This window comes from Winogradskyella sp. KYW1333, from assembly GCF_003335675.1.
Classification (GTDB): Bacteria; Bacteroidota; Bacteroidia; order Flavobacteriales; family Flavobacteriaceae; genus Winogradskyella.
Genome location: NZ_QPHL01000017.1, coordinates 685,886 through 700,899 on the forward strand (window position 1 = coordinate 685,886; position 15,014 = coordinate 700,899).

At 34.4% G+C, this 15,014-nt stretch carries 12 protein-coding genes and 1 tRNA gene; 4 read left to right on the plus strand and 9 right to left on the minus strand.

All coding sequences use genetic code 11. The features are described 5' to 3' along the window. The first annotated feature begins 44 nt into the window (after positions 1-44). From ftsZ to DUZ96_RS12775, 4 genes are all read left to right on the plus strand, one after another. The gene (ftsZ, locus tag DUZ96_RS12760) at positions 45-1,979 is read left to right on the plus strand and encodes a cell division protein FtsZ (protein ID WP_114302316.1); all 1,935 of its coding nucleotides are present in this window, start codon (positions 45-47) and stop codon (positions 1,977-1,979) included. Between the two features lie 150 nt (positions 1,980-2,129). Continuing rightward, positions 2,130-2,582, plus strand: a complete 453-nt coding sequence (locus DUZ96_RS12765; protein ID WP_114302317.1) for a GatB/YqeY domain-containing protein — start codon at positions 2,130-2,132, stop codon at positions 2,580-2,582. A 10-nt stretch (positions 2,583-2,592) separates the two neighbouring features. Beyond that, positions 2,593-2,666 (plus strand) — tRNA-Arg (locus DUZ96_RS12770). Positions 2,667-3,000: 334 nt separating this feature from the next. Beyond that, on the plus strand, positions 3,001-3,948 hold the full coding sequence (locus tag DUZ96_RS12775; protein WP_114302318.1) for a UDP-glucuronic acid decarboxylase family protein: 948 nt from the start codon (positions 3,001-3,003) through the stop codon (positions 3,946-3,948). 73 nt (positions 3,949-4,021) lie between these two features. Here the strand turns inward: DUZ96_RS12775 and DUZ96_RS12780 are convergent, their stop codons facing one another. The 9 genes from DUZ96_RS12780 to DUZ96_RS12815 form a co-directional block, all read right to left on the minus strand. Continuing rightward, the gene (locus DUZ96_RS12780; protein ID WP_114302319.1) at positions 4,022-4,585 is read right to left on the minus strand and encodes a hypothetical protein; all 564 of its coding nucleotides are present in this window, start codon (positions 4,583-4,585) and stop codon (positions 4,022-4,024) included. Between the two features lie 60 nt (positions 4,586-4,645). Continuing rightward, positions 4,646-5,704 carry a nucleotidyltransferase family protein gene (locus DUZ96_RS12785; protein WP_114302320.1) on the minus strand — a complete coding sequence of 353 codons (1,059 nt, stop codon included), beginning with the start codon at positions 5,702-5,704 and terminating at the stop codon, positions 4,646-4,648. 29 nt (positions 5,705-5,733) lie between these two features. After that, the gene (locus DUZ96_RS12790; protein ID WP_114302321.1) at positions 5,734-6,867 is read right to left on the minus strand and encodes a hypothetical protein; all 1,134 of its coding nucleotides are present in this window, start codon (positions 6,865-6,867) and stop codon (positions 5,734-5,736) included. Positions 6,868-6,885: 18 nt separating this feature from the next. Beyond that, positions 6,886-7,047 (minus strand): hypothetical protein, encoded by a 162-nt coding sequence (locus tag DUZ96_RS12970; protein WP_181855286.1) that lies wholly within the window; start codon positions 7,045-7,047, stop codon positions 6,886-6,888. An 85-nt stretch (positions 7,048-7,132) separates the two neighbouring features. After that, complete coding sequence (locus DUZ96_RS12795; protein ID WP_114302322.1) at positions 7,133-8,050, minus strand: T9SS type A sorting domain-containing protein; 918 nt, start codon at positions 8,048-8,050, stop codon at positions 7,133-7,135. A gap of 46 nt (positions 8,051-8,096) precedes the next feature. Further along, positions 8,097-10,265: a T9SS type A sorting domain-containing protein gene (locus DUZ96_RS12800; protein WP_114302323.1), complete on the minus strand. Its 2,169-nt coding sequence runs from the start codon at positions 10,263-10,265 to the stop codon at positions 8,097-8,099. Positions 10,266-10,701: 436 nt separating this feature from the next. Continuing rightward, positions 10,702-13,776 (minus strand): lamin tail domain-containing protein, encoded by a 3,075-nt coding sequence (locus DUZ96_RS12805; protein WP_114302324.1) that lies wholly within the window; start codon positions 13,774-13,776, stop codon positions 10,702-10,704. 376 nt (positions 13,777-14,152) lie between these two features. Further along, positions 14,153-14,725: an outer membrane beta-barrel protein gene (locus DUZ96_RS12810; protein WP_114302325.1), complete on the minus strand. Its 573-nt coding sequence runs from the start codon at positions 14,723-14,725 to the stop codon at positions 14,153-14,155. A 67-nt stretch (positions 14,726-14,792) separates the two neighbouring features. Beyond that, positions 14,793-15,014: T9SS type A sorting domain-containing protein (locus DUZ96_RS12815; RefSeq protein WP_147267084.1), on the minus strand; the 222-nt coding region annotated here is incomplete at its 5' end.

A 15,014-nucleotide genomic window follows, 5' to 3' on the forward strand; every position in this document is an offset into this window, starting at 1 on the left:
ATAATTAATTAATCATCATATAAAATCCCATAATCACAAGTAATATGACTAATAGCAACGAATTTGGAAATATCTCATTTGATTTACCTAAACATCAATCCAACGTTATTAAAGTAATTGGTGTTGGTGGAGGTGGTAGCAATGCCATTAATCACATGTTTCAGCAAGGAATCAAAGGGGTAGATTTCGTTATCTGTAATACAGATGCACAAGCACTACAAAATAGTGGCGTTCCAAATAAAATTCAACTCGGAGTAAACTTAACCGAAGGATTAGGAGCAGGAGCAAATCCAGATGTAGGAGAACAGGCTGCAGTAGAAAGTCTTGAGGACATTCGTAGAATGTTAGATACAAATACCAAAATGGTATTTATAACAGCCGGAATGGGAGGTGGAACTGGAACTGGTGCCGCACCAATCATAGCAAAAATGGCTAAAGAATTAGATATCTTAACTGTAGGTATCGTTACAATGCCATTTCAGTTTGAAGGTAAAATGCGTAATGAGCAGGCTCAAAGAGGGATTGAAAATTTGAGACAGCATGTTGATTCCTTAGTTGTAATAAATAATAATAAGTTACGTGAGGTTTATGGGAATTTAGGTTTCAAAGCTGGTTTCTCTAAAGCGGATGAAGTATTGTCAACTGCTTCAAGAGGTATTGCAGAGGTAATAACGCATCATTATACACAAAATATAGATTTACGTGATGCTAAAACCGTTTTAAGTAATAGTGGTACAGCAATTATGGGATCAGCTGCTGCTTCAGGTCAAACAAGAGCACAAGAAGCCATAATGAAGGCGTTAGATTCTCCATTATTGAATGACAATAAAATTACAGGAGCGAAAAATGTATTATTACTTATTGTTTCTGGATCTCAAGAAATCACAATAGATGAAATAGGAGAGATCAATGACCATATTCAGAACGAAGCTGGACATGGTGCAAATATTATTATGGGCGTTGGTGAAGACGAATCATTACAAGAATCTATTTCTGTTACAATAATTGCGACAGGATTTAATATTGATCAACAAAATGAAATTTCGAATACAGAGGTAAAAAAAGTAATTCATGCTCTTGAGGAAACACCTATCGAAGAAATAAGTACATCTGAAAAGGAACCAGCCATCATAACACCTGATATAGTTTTGGAGGAAGATGCTACAACTCCAATTGTTCGTCACACGCTTATAGATGAGGATGAAGTAGAAAATAATGCTTTTGGTGCTGAGGATCTAAATATGGATATAATTCCAACAACAGATTTATTAAAAAAGATGAATGTTGTATATGAAAAAGTGTTGGATAAAAAACCGGTTGTAAATGAAGAAGAAGATTTTATCATTACTCCAATAGAAAATATTTCTGAGGAAATAATTGAAGAGCAAGAGGAGCAAATAACTTTAACTTTTGATTTACCGTTATCTTCTAATCAACCAGATAAAATAGATGAACCTGGATCTAAAGAGGAGACAATTTTATTTAGTTTAGATGATGAGGTAAAGGAAATTGATGTAAACGAACCTGTTGAATTAATATCTGTTACTGAAGTTAATGAAGATGGCGAGAAACGCTATGCATTAGATGATTTTGAAACATTTGAGTCTTCTATGAATACTGAGACTAAAACTGCTGAAGTTAAGGAAGAGGTTGTTTTTGAGAAGAAAGTTTTGCCTGTTGAAGAATCAGAAGAAGTTATTGAGGAGGAGATTGATCCAATGAATAGTCCAATTTCTGAACTTATAAAAGCACGCGCTGATGAGCGCAGACGTAAAATGAAAGATTTTAATTATAAATTCAACAATGCAAAAATAGATGAAATTGAAAAAGAGCCTGCTTATAAAAGACAGGGTGTGAATTTAGAAGATGTGCAACATTCTTCTGAAGATAATACTTCTAGAATGTCTATCGGGACAGACGATAACGATGAAATTCAGTTAAGAAGTAATAATTCATTCCTGCACGATAACGTCGATTAATAGCAAATCAGATTAATGTGTTAACGCACCTAAGTCTAGCCCAAAAAGTCCCTCAGCTTTTTGGGTTTTTTCATTATATTTTTAAATAATATAGTAGCAGAAAAGAAGCTAAATCTTTAGTATCTTCGTATTCCAAAACGTTTTAAAATTATGAGTTTACAAGACGATGTCATGACTGCTATGAAAAAGGCAATGAAAGAGAAAGATCAGACAGCTCTAGCGGCACTAAGAGCTATTAAATCTGCGATATTATTAGAACAAACATCATCGGGAGGTAGTCAGGAATTAACCGAAGCGCAAGAGTTGAAGCTATTACAAAAGCTCGTAAAACAGCGTAAGGATAGTGCGGCAATTTATCTTGAACAAGATAGAAAGGATTTGGCATTGCCAGAAATAGACCAAGCAGAAGTTATAAGCCAATTTTTACCAGAAGCTTTAAGTGAGGAAGAAATAGAGAGAATAGTAGTAATGACTATTGATAAAATTGGGGCACAAGGAATGAAGGATATGGGTAAAGTAATGGGAATTGTAAACAAAGAATTGGCTGGTCGTGCTGATGGTAAAACCATTTCGACTATAGTAAAAGCTAAGCTAACTCATTAATATAAATTTAGGCCACGTAGCTCAGCTGAATAGAGCACTGGATTTCGGCTCCAGCGGTCGTAGGTTTGAATCCTACCGTGGTCACAGATAAATACTTCAAAATAAAAAATGCCAAGCTCGCTTGAGCATTTTTTCTTTTGAAGTATTTTCAACATGGAGCGCAAGGGATGCGCAGCAATCCTCGCCCGTGTTGGGGAGGTTGTTCTGAGTTCTCGCTTGAGCATTTTTTCTTTTGAAGTATTTTGAGAACGGATCGCCTAGGATGCAAGAGTAATTTTATGTGAAACAGATTGCTATGAAACTATATTCCAATTATAAAGTTGTAATCTAATTACCTCTATTATATACAAAGTTTTCATCTGTTAAAACAGTTAAAAAATAAATAAACCTTATTTTTAAGCACTATTATAATATTAAAATGAAAAGAATTTTAGTAACAGGTGGTGCCGGATTTGTTGGATCTCATCTTTGTGAACGATTGCTGAATGACGGCAATGAAGTTATTTGTTTAGATAATTATTTTACTGGCTCAAAGCGTAATATAGAACATTTAATGGATCATCATTATTTTGAATTGGTAAGACATGATATTACTAATCCATATATGATTGAGATTGATGAAATCTATAATTTTGCGTGTCCCGCTTCACCAATTCATTATCAATACAATCCTATAAAAACTACAAAGACATCTGTAATGGGAGCTATTAATATGCTAGGTCTTGCTAAACGTGTTAAGGCAAAAATATTACAAGCATCTACGAGCGAGGTATATGGAGACCCAACTGTTCATCCTCAAAAAGAATCGTATTGGGGTAATGTGAATCCAATTGGATTGAGGTCGTGCTATGATGAGGGTAAACGCTGTGCTGAGACTTTATTTATGGATTACCATATTCAAAATCAAGTAAAAATTAAAATCATTAGGATTTTTAACACCTATGGACCAAGGATGCATCCTAATGATGGAAGGGTAGTTTCCAATTTTATTGTACAAGCATTAAAAGATGAAGATATCACAATATTTGGTGATGGATTGCAGACAAGAAGCTTTCAGTATGTAGATGATTTGGTTGAAGGTACTGTGAGGATGATGAATTCTAGAGATGGGTTTATAGGACCAGTTAATATTGGAAATCCAAATGAGTTTACAATGCTTCAATTGGCTCAAGAGGTTATTGATTTAACCGGCTCAAAATCAAAACTTACATTTAAACCCTTACCTCAAGATGATCCAATGCAACGTCAACCAGATATAAGTTTAGCTTACAAGGAATTAATTGGATGGGAGCCCACAGTACAACTAAAGGAAGGGCTAAAACATACAATTGAGTATTTTGATAATCTTTTAACAGAAGGATATTAAAAGATTGTTCAGAAATAAAATAACAAAAGTCTCCATATTAGGAGACTTTTCTATTTATAACATAGTAGTGCTTTTATAAAGCAATAAAGGCCTGTATATGGGTCTGGAAATGGTTGTTATCTAAACCACTCTGCGCATGATCTAACGCCATTTTACCAATAACCTGAGCCCTTATTCCTATGGTCTCTCTTCTATTTAACCAAAACAAAATACCCCCGCCAATATTGAATGAAACATTAGTGTTTTCAATACTAAAAAATCCTACACCAGCATTAGCATAGAAATCTACCCATGTAGAGTTTGGGAAAATTTTATTGCCAAAATAATATTTTACGTGTGAATCAAAGGACGTATACGTATAGTCTTCAGTGAGGAGTTGGCCATCAATTTCATCGCCTTCAGCAAACTTATTAAAGGTAATAGATTGTTCTACTGCCAATCCTGAATCCCACATTAGTTCGCCAGCTAATGAGAAAGGAAGACCATTGGCCCAGTCACCAATACCATTTAGTGGTGATTTGGTGCCCTGACTGTTTATAGCGTTTAATCCTGCACTCAGAAACCATTCCTTTTCGCCTCTTTGGCTAAAACCACTTAAGCTATAACAAATAAATAAGGCAAGAATAATATATCTCATTTTCAATTGGTATTAAATTACATGTAAAAATAAACTTTATTAACAAACTTCTAATATTAGTTATAAAAACTTTTTACGCAATAGACTAAAAATACGGTGTCTGTCGTTCCAAGCATTAAGTCTATATTCATACTTAGTAAAAAAAAGGTAAAGTTTGGAAAATAAAATTTTCACATAGTTGTATCTATTTAGAAATTTCAACCTGTATTTATACAATTTATTATTTTTAAGAAGAAAAAAGAAATATTTTTTCTGCCAATTTGATATATGCCCAGATCCAGGGAATTTTGTCTTAAAAAATAGGGTATGTAATTTTAGATAAGATTGGATATATCTGTTACGCTTTTCGTTTTTGAGATTCAGAGATTTTAATTTTAAAACCTCAATATCGTAACTACATCTAAAATTTAATGTTTTATAAATATCACCCATATCATTTTTTTGAAAATTCAAAATACAATGGTTAAAAAGGGTATTAGAAGAGGGGATACAAAAACCATTATGAGTAGTTTTTGTATTTAGAATATCAGAAGTGCTTAAACCTTCAAAAGTATAATTAATAAAAAGCTTTCTATGAAGTTCAACAGCAGCAATATAATGAGTTGTTTTTAACCGTGGTAAATGCTTATGCTCTACAAAGGTACTACCAAAGGTTTGTTCTGTAGCCTGGTATCCGTTATTTTGAAGCAGTTCAAATACCATATTGAGCTGTTTTTTATCTACGGCGATATCAATATCCCCTATCATACGCTCTGCAATATCTTCAAAATAATTCCCAACTAGAAGTGCAGTACCTTTAAGAAAACAATAATTGACATTATGAGCATCAAAAATTTTGACCAATTCGGAGGATTGCTTCAAGATGGCCTCATTTCTGTTTCGATTGAGACATGCTATTTCATTGAGATAGAATTGTAAGTCCTCCGGTAGCCGATTAAGTAATTTTTTATGTTTTAAACGGCAATAAATAGCGGGTAAAACTAGTTGTGCACTACCTACTTTAACAAGTGAGTCAAAATCTGTTGACTTATGCTCTAAAACATGTTTTAAAAGTTCATCTTCAGAACTATAGCTCAAAATATTAGAAATCAGTCTGTATGTGTGCAGTACATTAGCCATTTGGTTTGTAAATATACTAATGTTGTAGGCTAATAATTAGCTTGCGTATTAAACACCTCTGAAATTAGGTCTAACATAGTATTATTTTCACTGTATGTCAATTTGTAAAACTTCGTAGCACTTAACCAGTTTAAAAAAGATTGTGCATTTTTCTCATTATGCGAAAACCAAGATTCTGGTATTAAAGTTTGTAAAATTTCATCAATAGATATCTCCTTTAATTCTGATTCTGTATCTTTTTTGTAGTTCACAAGAATAACAGATTTACAAGGATAATAGTTTTTAGGTGGTTTCGGACAGCTGTGATATCTCAGTGGACCTTTAGATCTATTAAAATCTACAACAGGTATCGTATCAAAATCTTTAATAATTGGCCTTAATACGTTTGCTGCACCCTCTTTAATTGAAATACCGTTGGGATTATAATATATAGCTTTATTATCTGCAAGCATAGGTGAAACATCGTCAGCTAACAAATAATATCCATTAGCTACCAATAAACTGCTAATTGTACTTTTTCCGCTTCCTGAATTACCAATAAACAGTATCGATGTTTGGTTGTCTGTCACTGTAGATCCATGAAATGTCCCTATCCAATCCGATTCTTTTTTATGATGAATTTCATTTATAATGTGCATTACAAATTTGCCGCTTATAAAATGAAATTCATACTTAGGTCTTTCAACAAGGCACACCTCATTTTTAAAAAGATAGAGTTTATTGTCTGCCAGGTAGATATCAAAAATAACCTTAGCCCCTTCAGACTCATCTACCTTAAAATTTTCTATTTGGGGGTGAACCAAGCTTTTTACCCTCTCAGAATCATAATAGACTGTAATTGAAACACTATTTATAACATAATTAACTTTAATATTTCTATAACTACAATCTCGTTTTATGTGCAAGAGTCGCTTAGAGGTTGCATTAAAATTACAGGCTGTGAGATAGTCTTTAATCTTCTTTAGTGTAGCATCTTGATCACTTTGCGTGTGACCATTATGTATTATTTTTTGAAAGTCTATTGGTGATGTAGATCTAAAATATCTATCAAGTGTTTCCTTAAATTGGGTGTCAACGACACTGTAAGTGTTAGACTTTTCGTACCAAAGAACCCAGTGTTTTCCAATACATATACTTAATTTTGGGGCCAGTGTACCATTCAAAATTTATCAATAGTTATATTAATCAAATGGATTTCCACCTGCATCTGGTGGAGAAGACGATTGTGCTTTAAGTGGATTTAAAATCACAAAAGTACCCACAGCTGTAAGTGCTGCATACTTCCCCATTTTCTTTATGGCCTCTTTGCGGTTGATTTTATCTGTATGGGTTTGCTTACTCATTTGATAATTAAATATTTTTAAAAGTTATAAAAAAACGTATTTTTTTCAATTATTTAATACTCTAGAAGTTGCTCTTAGGTTTATGTTAATTTAATATTACTTTCTCAGTTTTATAGTTTTTATTATGACTTAATTTAACAATATAAATTCCCGAACTTACCGTTTTCAAACTAATAGTTTTGGTATTTAAACTTGAATTTAAAATTGTATTGTAAACCAATCTACCTTGAATATCATACACTCTAGCTACAGTACCTTTTTCCAGTTGTCCAGAAATAATGAGTTCTCTGCTTGATTGATTGATAAAGATCGTCATATTATCTAAAGTATTTTCTGACGTTGATAATATATTTTCGTAATTCCTTGATCCTGAAAATGAAAAAGCTGCTGTTCCAGGATTACCCGAGCCAACACCATCTCCAAATGCCTCATCTGAAGAAAACATATTAGAGCCATTATCATTTGGGTTACCGTAGGTAATGACAAATTCAAAACCATCTAAATTAGTCAATCCTATTTCAGTCCAGTCAAAGGTGAATGAAAAAGATGCATCAGTACTTAATGCAGGGCCACCTACAGCATCAATATAATTTAGGCCATTATCTCCAATTGATCCACTTGAAGGTATTTCCCATAATCCTCCAAATACAGTATTAATTGCTATACCATGTGTTGCCTCAAAGCCTGTAGGAAATGATATATCACCTGACCCAGTGTTTGAGATAGCTCTTCTATTGGAATCAGCGGTATCATTGACGTTACCATCAATAGTAGACCTACCCGAATTACCGTTAGAAATATACATCACCATAGTATCGTTAAAATCGCCTCCACCTTTAGTAAAACTCACAGTAATCGTAGTACCATCGTCGCTTATTGTCATAGTTGCAGGTCCAACAGGCCCGCCAAAACCAGTATTTCCATTTCCTGAGTAGTTCGCTTGAGCATTTAAAGTAAACAAGCTACAAGTTAAAATTGTAAAACATAAGTAGAGGTTTTTCATAAATATAAATTTTGAGTTCAAATTAAAATAATTATTTTTCAGCTGTTTATCTAATAACGAGCTTTACGGATTTGCTTTTAGTTTTAGTATAAAGTTTTACGATGTAAACGCCTGTGCTTAAATCATCTGAGTTTATGCGTTGTAATATTGACTCAGAAGAAAGTTTTTGTGTAATGATTTTCCTTCCTTGGACATCATATACCATAGCAATGGTACCTTCATCAAGCTGTCCAGAAATATTAATGGTTCGGGTGGATTGATTGGTGTAAACCGTCACATGATCTAGACGCTGCTCAGTTGTAGTTAATGCATTGTTTGAAAACCTAAGATAGAATCGTCCTGTTCCAGACAAACTTGTAACCGGTGTTAAGACATAATCGCCCGAATTAAGCAGGGTAGATGTACTGTTTTCTGTATCATCTAAATATATTTCTATAGATGCTGGTAATGTATTGTCAGCAATACTAAATGTCAATTGTTCACCCAAATTGGCATTGACTCCTAAAGCCACAGTTGTATTATTATAATCATTTTCGCCAAGAGCTTGAGTTGCAAAAGGTACATTCATATTGTCTTGTACTAAATGTGAGAATAACGCAAATTCGGGTGCTACACCTCCAATTAAACTAGCATCATAACCTGGATCTAATCCTAAACCAGAAGATGGAGTAAAGAATACTTTAGTGATAAAATCATCACTGGCATTGGTTAAGCTGATGTTTACATTCGTTATAGTTGACGCTGCATTTCGTCCTGCAATAAAATCATCTTGGTCTGAGGTGATTCTCATGTCTGGTGAGCTCGTTGTAAACTCGATATCTCCACCTGCACTATTTGAAGCTACAAAGAAGGCTTGTCCTGGCGCAATGTTTAAAGTATTATTCTCCAAGGTACTGATTATGGTATAGTCGTCAGATGATGTGCCATCTGTACTGTCGTTATAACCATAGATCACTTGAGCTGTTGATTCTAGAACGCCTGCGTTTTCTGTTAAAAAGGCTTGCGCATCTAAATATGAAGGAAAAGGGTTACCCACCAAATTTAAAATACTAGCAGTTCCTTGATCGATGGCCACAAGAACATCCGATGAATTTGCTGTACCTTCAAAGGATACTAGGTCTGATATAGATGTAGGATCTAATCCTGTTCTATAGCCAATCCCGGCTGTTAAGGTGGTTGTATTTTCTTCATCCCAAAGAACAAACGGGTTAATAGCGTCATCATTATCGAATGGTCCAAACAACACGTCAGTACCACTTGGGTTCGCTAAAATATTAGTGTTGTTATCTATAAACACGTTAAATGCTTGGCCTGTTAAGGGTGCACTGATTAAGTCATTACCATTTACCGCATCATTATCATTAACATGGCGATCATACCGTAAGGAACTTGAAATTGTGCCGTCAAGGATAAGGCTTGGATAGCGTGTGGATTCAGATGTTAAGATTATTCCAGTTGTAGTGGTTAAGGTGTTCCCTGAATTTACGATTAAAGCTCCTCCGCCTTCAACGGTAATGCCACTAACGGTAACAGAGTTATCGATTTCTAAGGTCGCTCCATTTCTTACAGTAAACACACTATTTGCAACATCTCCTTGAAGTATTAATCGACCAGCATTTATTGTTGTAGATCCACTATACGTATGAGAGCCTGTTACGATTAGGTTATTTGTACCAATCTTTTCTACATTACCTGTACCTTGCATTGTTCCGTTTACAGTGATAACACCAGTTCCAGTATTTCCAAACTGTACTGTATTGGCGTTAATGAATATATCGTTGTTAAAGGTCATTCCACCAGTTGAATTAGAATGAATTTGAACCGTACTTCCATCAATACCTATAGGAGTATCAAATACGTGTGTTGCTGATGAGGCATTATATATTCCACCTGAAGCTGACAAACCACCACCAGAATTGTTGATGGTTCTCGCAGAAGTGGCTGCGGCTTCAAAATCTAAAGTATTCACAATATAATAACGACCATTGGTTGTCATGGTTGTATTATTGTTATGTCCTATTTTAACAAAATTGCGGACAGTATTCCCATTATCAGGATCGCCTAGGTTATTATTTGATGCTTGATAGTACCAAGGTAAAAATGCATCACCAAAATTTCCGGTTCCCGCATCACTTCGACTGAATACATTTTGTTGAGCATTTAAAGTAAATATTGTGCCGATTAAAACCGTAAAACATAAGTAAAATTTTCTCATAAGCTTATCATAGATTTGTACTAATAAGTTTTAAAATTAGTATTAAATTATATATTTTCAAAATACGCAAACGTTTTCGTGTTGAAAACTTAAATGCTGTCAGGTTAGCTATTACATGGTATTTTATGTAAATCTAATTTGTAAAAAAAACTTATACGATGTTAGTTAATTACTAAACATAAAAAAGAGCAGATTTTAAGATCTGCTCTTCAAATTAAAAAATAATAAGATGTTATTTTAGAATAGTCTTTAATCAAAAGGATTACCCCCTGCATCAGGTGGCGAATCTGCTTGTGCCTTTTGGGGATTTAGGATCATAAATGTACCTACCGCGGTAATTGCTGCATATTTCCCCATTTTTTTTAGTGCCTCTTTTCGTGTTATTTGTTTTTCTTTATCCATAAGTCCCAAAATATAACTGAAAATTGTTTTACTTTTATTTAAGTATTACTTTTTTAGATTTACTGTATTCTATATCCGACAACTGAACGATATAGATGCCATTTGATAGCCCACTTATATCAATAGTATTGATTTGGCTCTCAGTATCTAAACTTACTGTTAAAACAGCCCTGCCCTGCATATCAAATAAAGTTGCATTGGTATTATGTGCAAGTTGCCCTTTAATAAACAGTTCTCGTTCTAAAGCATATATATTTATATTATTTAAACTGTCCTCGTTCACACCCAATGCATTATCAGAAAACACAACATAAAAACGTCCTGGCCCTGAAAGATTAGATGTTGGTGTAAATATATAATCGCTGGTGTTTAATAATGTAGACGTACCAGTTAATATATCTTCAAGATAGACCTCTATATTGGCTGGTAAGCTTGTATTAGAATCTAAACTAAAATTAAGTTGTTCTCCTGCAGTGGCGTTTACAACTAACGGTATAGAAACATTAGATAAACTTTCCAGTGGTAGTGATTGGTTTACCAAGGCAATACCAATATCGTCTGCCACTAAATTAGAAAACAAACCATCTGATTCTTGGTCAAAGGCGCCTGTGTCGTAACCAGGATCTAATCCTAATGTGTTAATATCCCTAAAATAAAAATTGGTTACATAAGATTTAGATGCAGTATTTAGACTAATTCCTGCACGTGTTACCCCAGTATTATTATGGCCTCTACCAACTATAAAATCATCAGCAACTCCTGTACGCCTCATACTTTCTGTAAATGTCACAGATGTGCCACCACCCGATGGGGCTGCAACAAAAAAGCCCTGTCCAGGAGCAATAAGAAAGTCACCATCCGTATTCAAATCCCAAATAGTAAATACACTGCCATCACTAGCATTAGCATCATAACCATAAATACCATAAAATGCATCTTGGATTATTGTATTATCATTAGTAGCTAAAAAGTCACCTAAATCTAAATAACTAGGATATACATTACCTATAAGGTTCCAATAACTGCTGGCTCCGTCAGATAGTGAAACAGTAATATCCCCACTATTTAAGGTACCACTAAAAGCCAATGACTCCCCGCTATCTGTAGCGGCCCTGTAACCGGTACCAGCTTCAATTTCCGTAGCATTATCTGTACTGGTATCATAATTTTCATAATTACCCGAGCCTGTATTAAAAGGCGCAAAGGCGCGTAGCGTACCCGATGCGGATAACACGCCATCATTTGCCGTAGCAAAAGCACCAAATGTTTGACCGCTAAAAGGCGAGGAAATTAAATCATTACCCCCTGTGGAGCCAGAACCAATAGTGTTGGTATAGCGGTTGTAGGTTATTGTACCAGTAATTGTACCATTATTAATTAAACTAGCATAGGAAGATGAGGTTGATTCTAAATCTAAGGTATTAGCAGTCAAGGTAACCCCTTGATTTATCGTTAAACTTGCTCCTGATTTAATGATCACCTGATTTAATGACGCATTGGTAGATAAAACGGCTGTACCATCTGTTACAATGGCGTCTGATGCAGCAGTAGTTCCATCAGGATCCGCAGGATACCAAGAACCGTTAGAATATGCATAACCATTGTAGATACCATTAACTTTAAAGTTGTCAAAAGCCAAATCTTCACCACCAGAATTTACGGAAACTGTGATTCTTAAGTCTAAAATAGAACCAACTGGAATTGATTTTTCAAACTCTTGAAATGTACCTGAAAGTTCTAGTCCATCTCCTGTACCATCAAAATCAGTATCCTCAAAAAAATTGTTATTAAAACCTCCTGTATTTTCAAAAGCTAATAAATTTACCCAGCCACCACTATCAATTTGATACTCAACCAAGACAAAGTCTGTGTTATCAATACCACCACCATTAGAAGCAAAAGATCCTTTAAAGGACAATGTAGTAAATTCACTAACATCAATCTCTGTCCAAGTTAGCTGGCTTGGAGAATCACTATTTGTCCATCCTCCATCATCTATGTCTTGAGAAGCGTGGAAAGTTCCGTCTATATTTGTGTAGGATTCATTGATGTTTGAGCCATCAGTAATCTGAAAATAATCTTCAGTTCCATCATTGCCCTCACCACCAGCAGTTACTGTATAAAGATTGTTATTGTTGAAAGGCTCGTGCCAAAAAGCCACTGCTGGATTTGGATCATTTTCTTCTATTGTTAAGTCAAACGTTGACTGAGTTCCCAGCGTAGCATTATTTCCACCAGTAACACCTGTAATAGTGAACGTTAAGGTTTCATCACCTTCAAAAATAGTGTCATCAGTAACTGTTATAGTTAAAGTTTCGTCGGTTGAAGACCCAGCAGCAAAGGTTACAGTTTGTGTTGTGTAACCGTTAATATCTGTACTGTCACCTGTAGTTAATTCTACATCAAAAGAGGTAGCATTGGTGCCGTCAGGATTTGTAATCGAAAAAGTTAAATCGGTTGTTCCTACACCTTCAGACACAGATGCTGAAGCCGAAGCAAATTCTACAGAAGTGATTGGTGAACCACCAGAACAATCTGCTGTATGGCCTGCTTGAGCCGAACCAGTAGAGTAAGAAGCATATGTCCACTCAGAAAGAGCATCAGAAGTACCCAATGATTGGGAAGCGTCAGAATTTGGAGAACATATTGAGCTTTTTCTAACTAACCTGTGGTCTTTTGTAGAGCCTGAAGTACCTACTTGCCAAGAGGATCCTGGATCTGAATGTGTGTTTTCGTCACCAATAACATCTAATAGTGTACCAGATGATGTGGCTAATGCGACAGCATCATCGCCATTCCAGCCACAAAATGAATTGTACAAGTCAGCGCCTGGCGTATCTGTGCTATTATTTGCCACGACATAGGTTGCTCCATTCACTAAATTACCACTAAGACTTAGCGTTGCTTCCGGAAAACTACCACCGTTTGTTACTCTTTGTAATTCATAGTTAGCTAAATTGACAGTAGTACCAGTACCGTTATAAATTTCTATATATTTGGAATTACCAGACGAACCTTCTCCATATTCTGAAATGAATAAATCAGTTGCCTGTCCAAACCCTAAATTGCCAATAAAAAGTGTAATTATAAATGCGTAAATGTATCTCATGCTACTAATTATTCTATAGTTTCTGAGATTAAGAAGATGTAGATAAAGGGTTAAATAATCATAAGGTTGTCAAATATATAATTTTATTATAAATCATAACAAAATAGATAGCTAAAATTTAATAATTAATATAGCCTTAATAATATGTTTACACAGCTATAATCTATTGGTCGCGTAAATAAAAGAAATACTATACAATCTAATTTGGTGTACACATTGTAATCCAATAAAACTCATAGGCGCATTAATTTAAATTGATAACATAGTATAATCAGCGTTTTAACTTGCTATCAAACAAAAAATCTCACCTTTTAGATGAGATTTTTGTTTTTTTTAATGGTAAGGTTTTAAGTTGTATAACTTTTAAAATGCTCCTTTAGTTCATCTTAAATACTAACTGTAGATTGTATAAGAAATGGTTATTGTCAAAACCACTTTTTGGATGATTAAAGGCAAATTTGCTTATGGTTTGTGCTCTAAGGGCTATATTTTTTTTGTCTGACAACCAAAATAAAATGCCACCACCAAGATTTGCCGATATATTTGTTTCGTCGATATGAAAAAAGCCTAAACCAGCATTGGCATACAATTCTATTCTATTAGATTTTGGCAATAGAAATTTACCAAAATAATACTTTACATGCGTATCTAAGGCAATGTAATCATAGTCTTTATCTAATTGTCCACCATCTAAAGACTTACCCGATTTAATTTGATTGTACGATAAGGATGGCTCTATGGAAAAATTACCTGCCCAATTAAATTCTGCACTGAGCGTAGCTGGAACAGAATTAAAATACCAATCGTCTGGACTATTAATCGGTGATTGTGTACCGAGATTGTTTATAGCATTGACACCAAAACTTAAATACCATCCGTCCTCTTCCATTTGTGAAAAAACATTGGATTGTATAAATAAGACTGCTAGTAGTAGATAGATTTTTTTCATCAGATTTAATTAAATAACTTTAACAATATTACTCTTTTTAAGAATAATATTTAAAATTTTGTACTAGTTATTTTACCACAATTTTCTTCACAACATTTTGCTGTTGGTTATGGATTACTGCGATATACACACCATTTTGTAGTGTACTAATGTCCATATACTGCGACGTACTGTAGGTATTTAAAAGAGTAGAGGCAACCTCTCTTCCCTGCAGGTTGTACAAGGTAGCTTTTGTATCGCGGAGCACAATGCCGTTTATAACCAGTTGTTTATTGGTAGTATCAGTAAA

Bases quoted from the DNA above. Each gene is read 5' to 3' on its own strand.
- ftsZ (WP_114302316.1), top strand. From the start codon at position 45: ATGACTAATAGCAACGAATTTGGAAATATCTCATTTGATTTACCTAAA.
- DUZ96_RS12765 (WP_114302317.1), top strand. From the start codon at position 2,130: ATGAGTTTACAAGACGATGTCATGACTGCTATGAAAAAGGCAATGAAA.
- DUZ96_RS12775 (WP_114302318.1), top strand. From the start codon at position 3,001: ATGAAAAGAATTTTAGTAACAGGTGGTGCCGGATTTGTTGGATCTCAT.
- DUZ96_RS12780 (WP_114302319.1), bottom strand. From the start codon at position 4,585: ATGAGATATATTATTCTTGCCTTATTTATTTGTTATAGCTTAAGTGGT.
- DUZ96_RS12785 (WP_114302320.1), bottom strand. From the start codon at position 5,704: ATGGCTAATGTACTGCACACATACAGACTGATTTCTAATATTTTGAGC.
- DUZ96_RS12970 (WP_181855286.1), bottom strand. From the start codon at position 7,047: ATGAGTAAGCAAACCCATACAGATAAAATCAACCGCAAAGAGGCCATA.
- DUZ96_RS12795 (WP_114302322.1), bottom strand. From the start codon at position 8,050: ATGAAAAACCTCTACTTATGTTTTACAATTTTAACTTGTAGCTTGTTT.
- DUZ96_RS12800 (WP_114302323.1), bottom strand. From the start codon at position 10,265: ATGAGAAAATTTTACTTATGTTTTACGGTTTTAATCGGCACAATATTT.
- DUZ96_RS12805 (WP_114302324.1), bottom strand. From the start codon at position 13,776: ATGAGATACATTTACGCATTTATAATTACACTTTTTATTGGCAATTTA.
- DUZ96_RS12810 (WP_114302325.1), bottom strand. From the start codon at position 14,725: ATGAAAAAAATCTATCTACTACTAGCAGTCTTATTTATACAATCCAAT.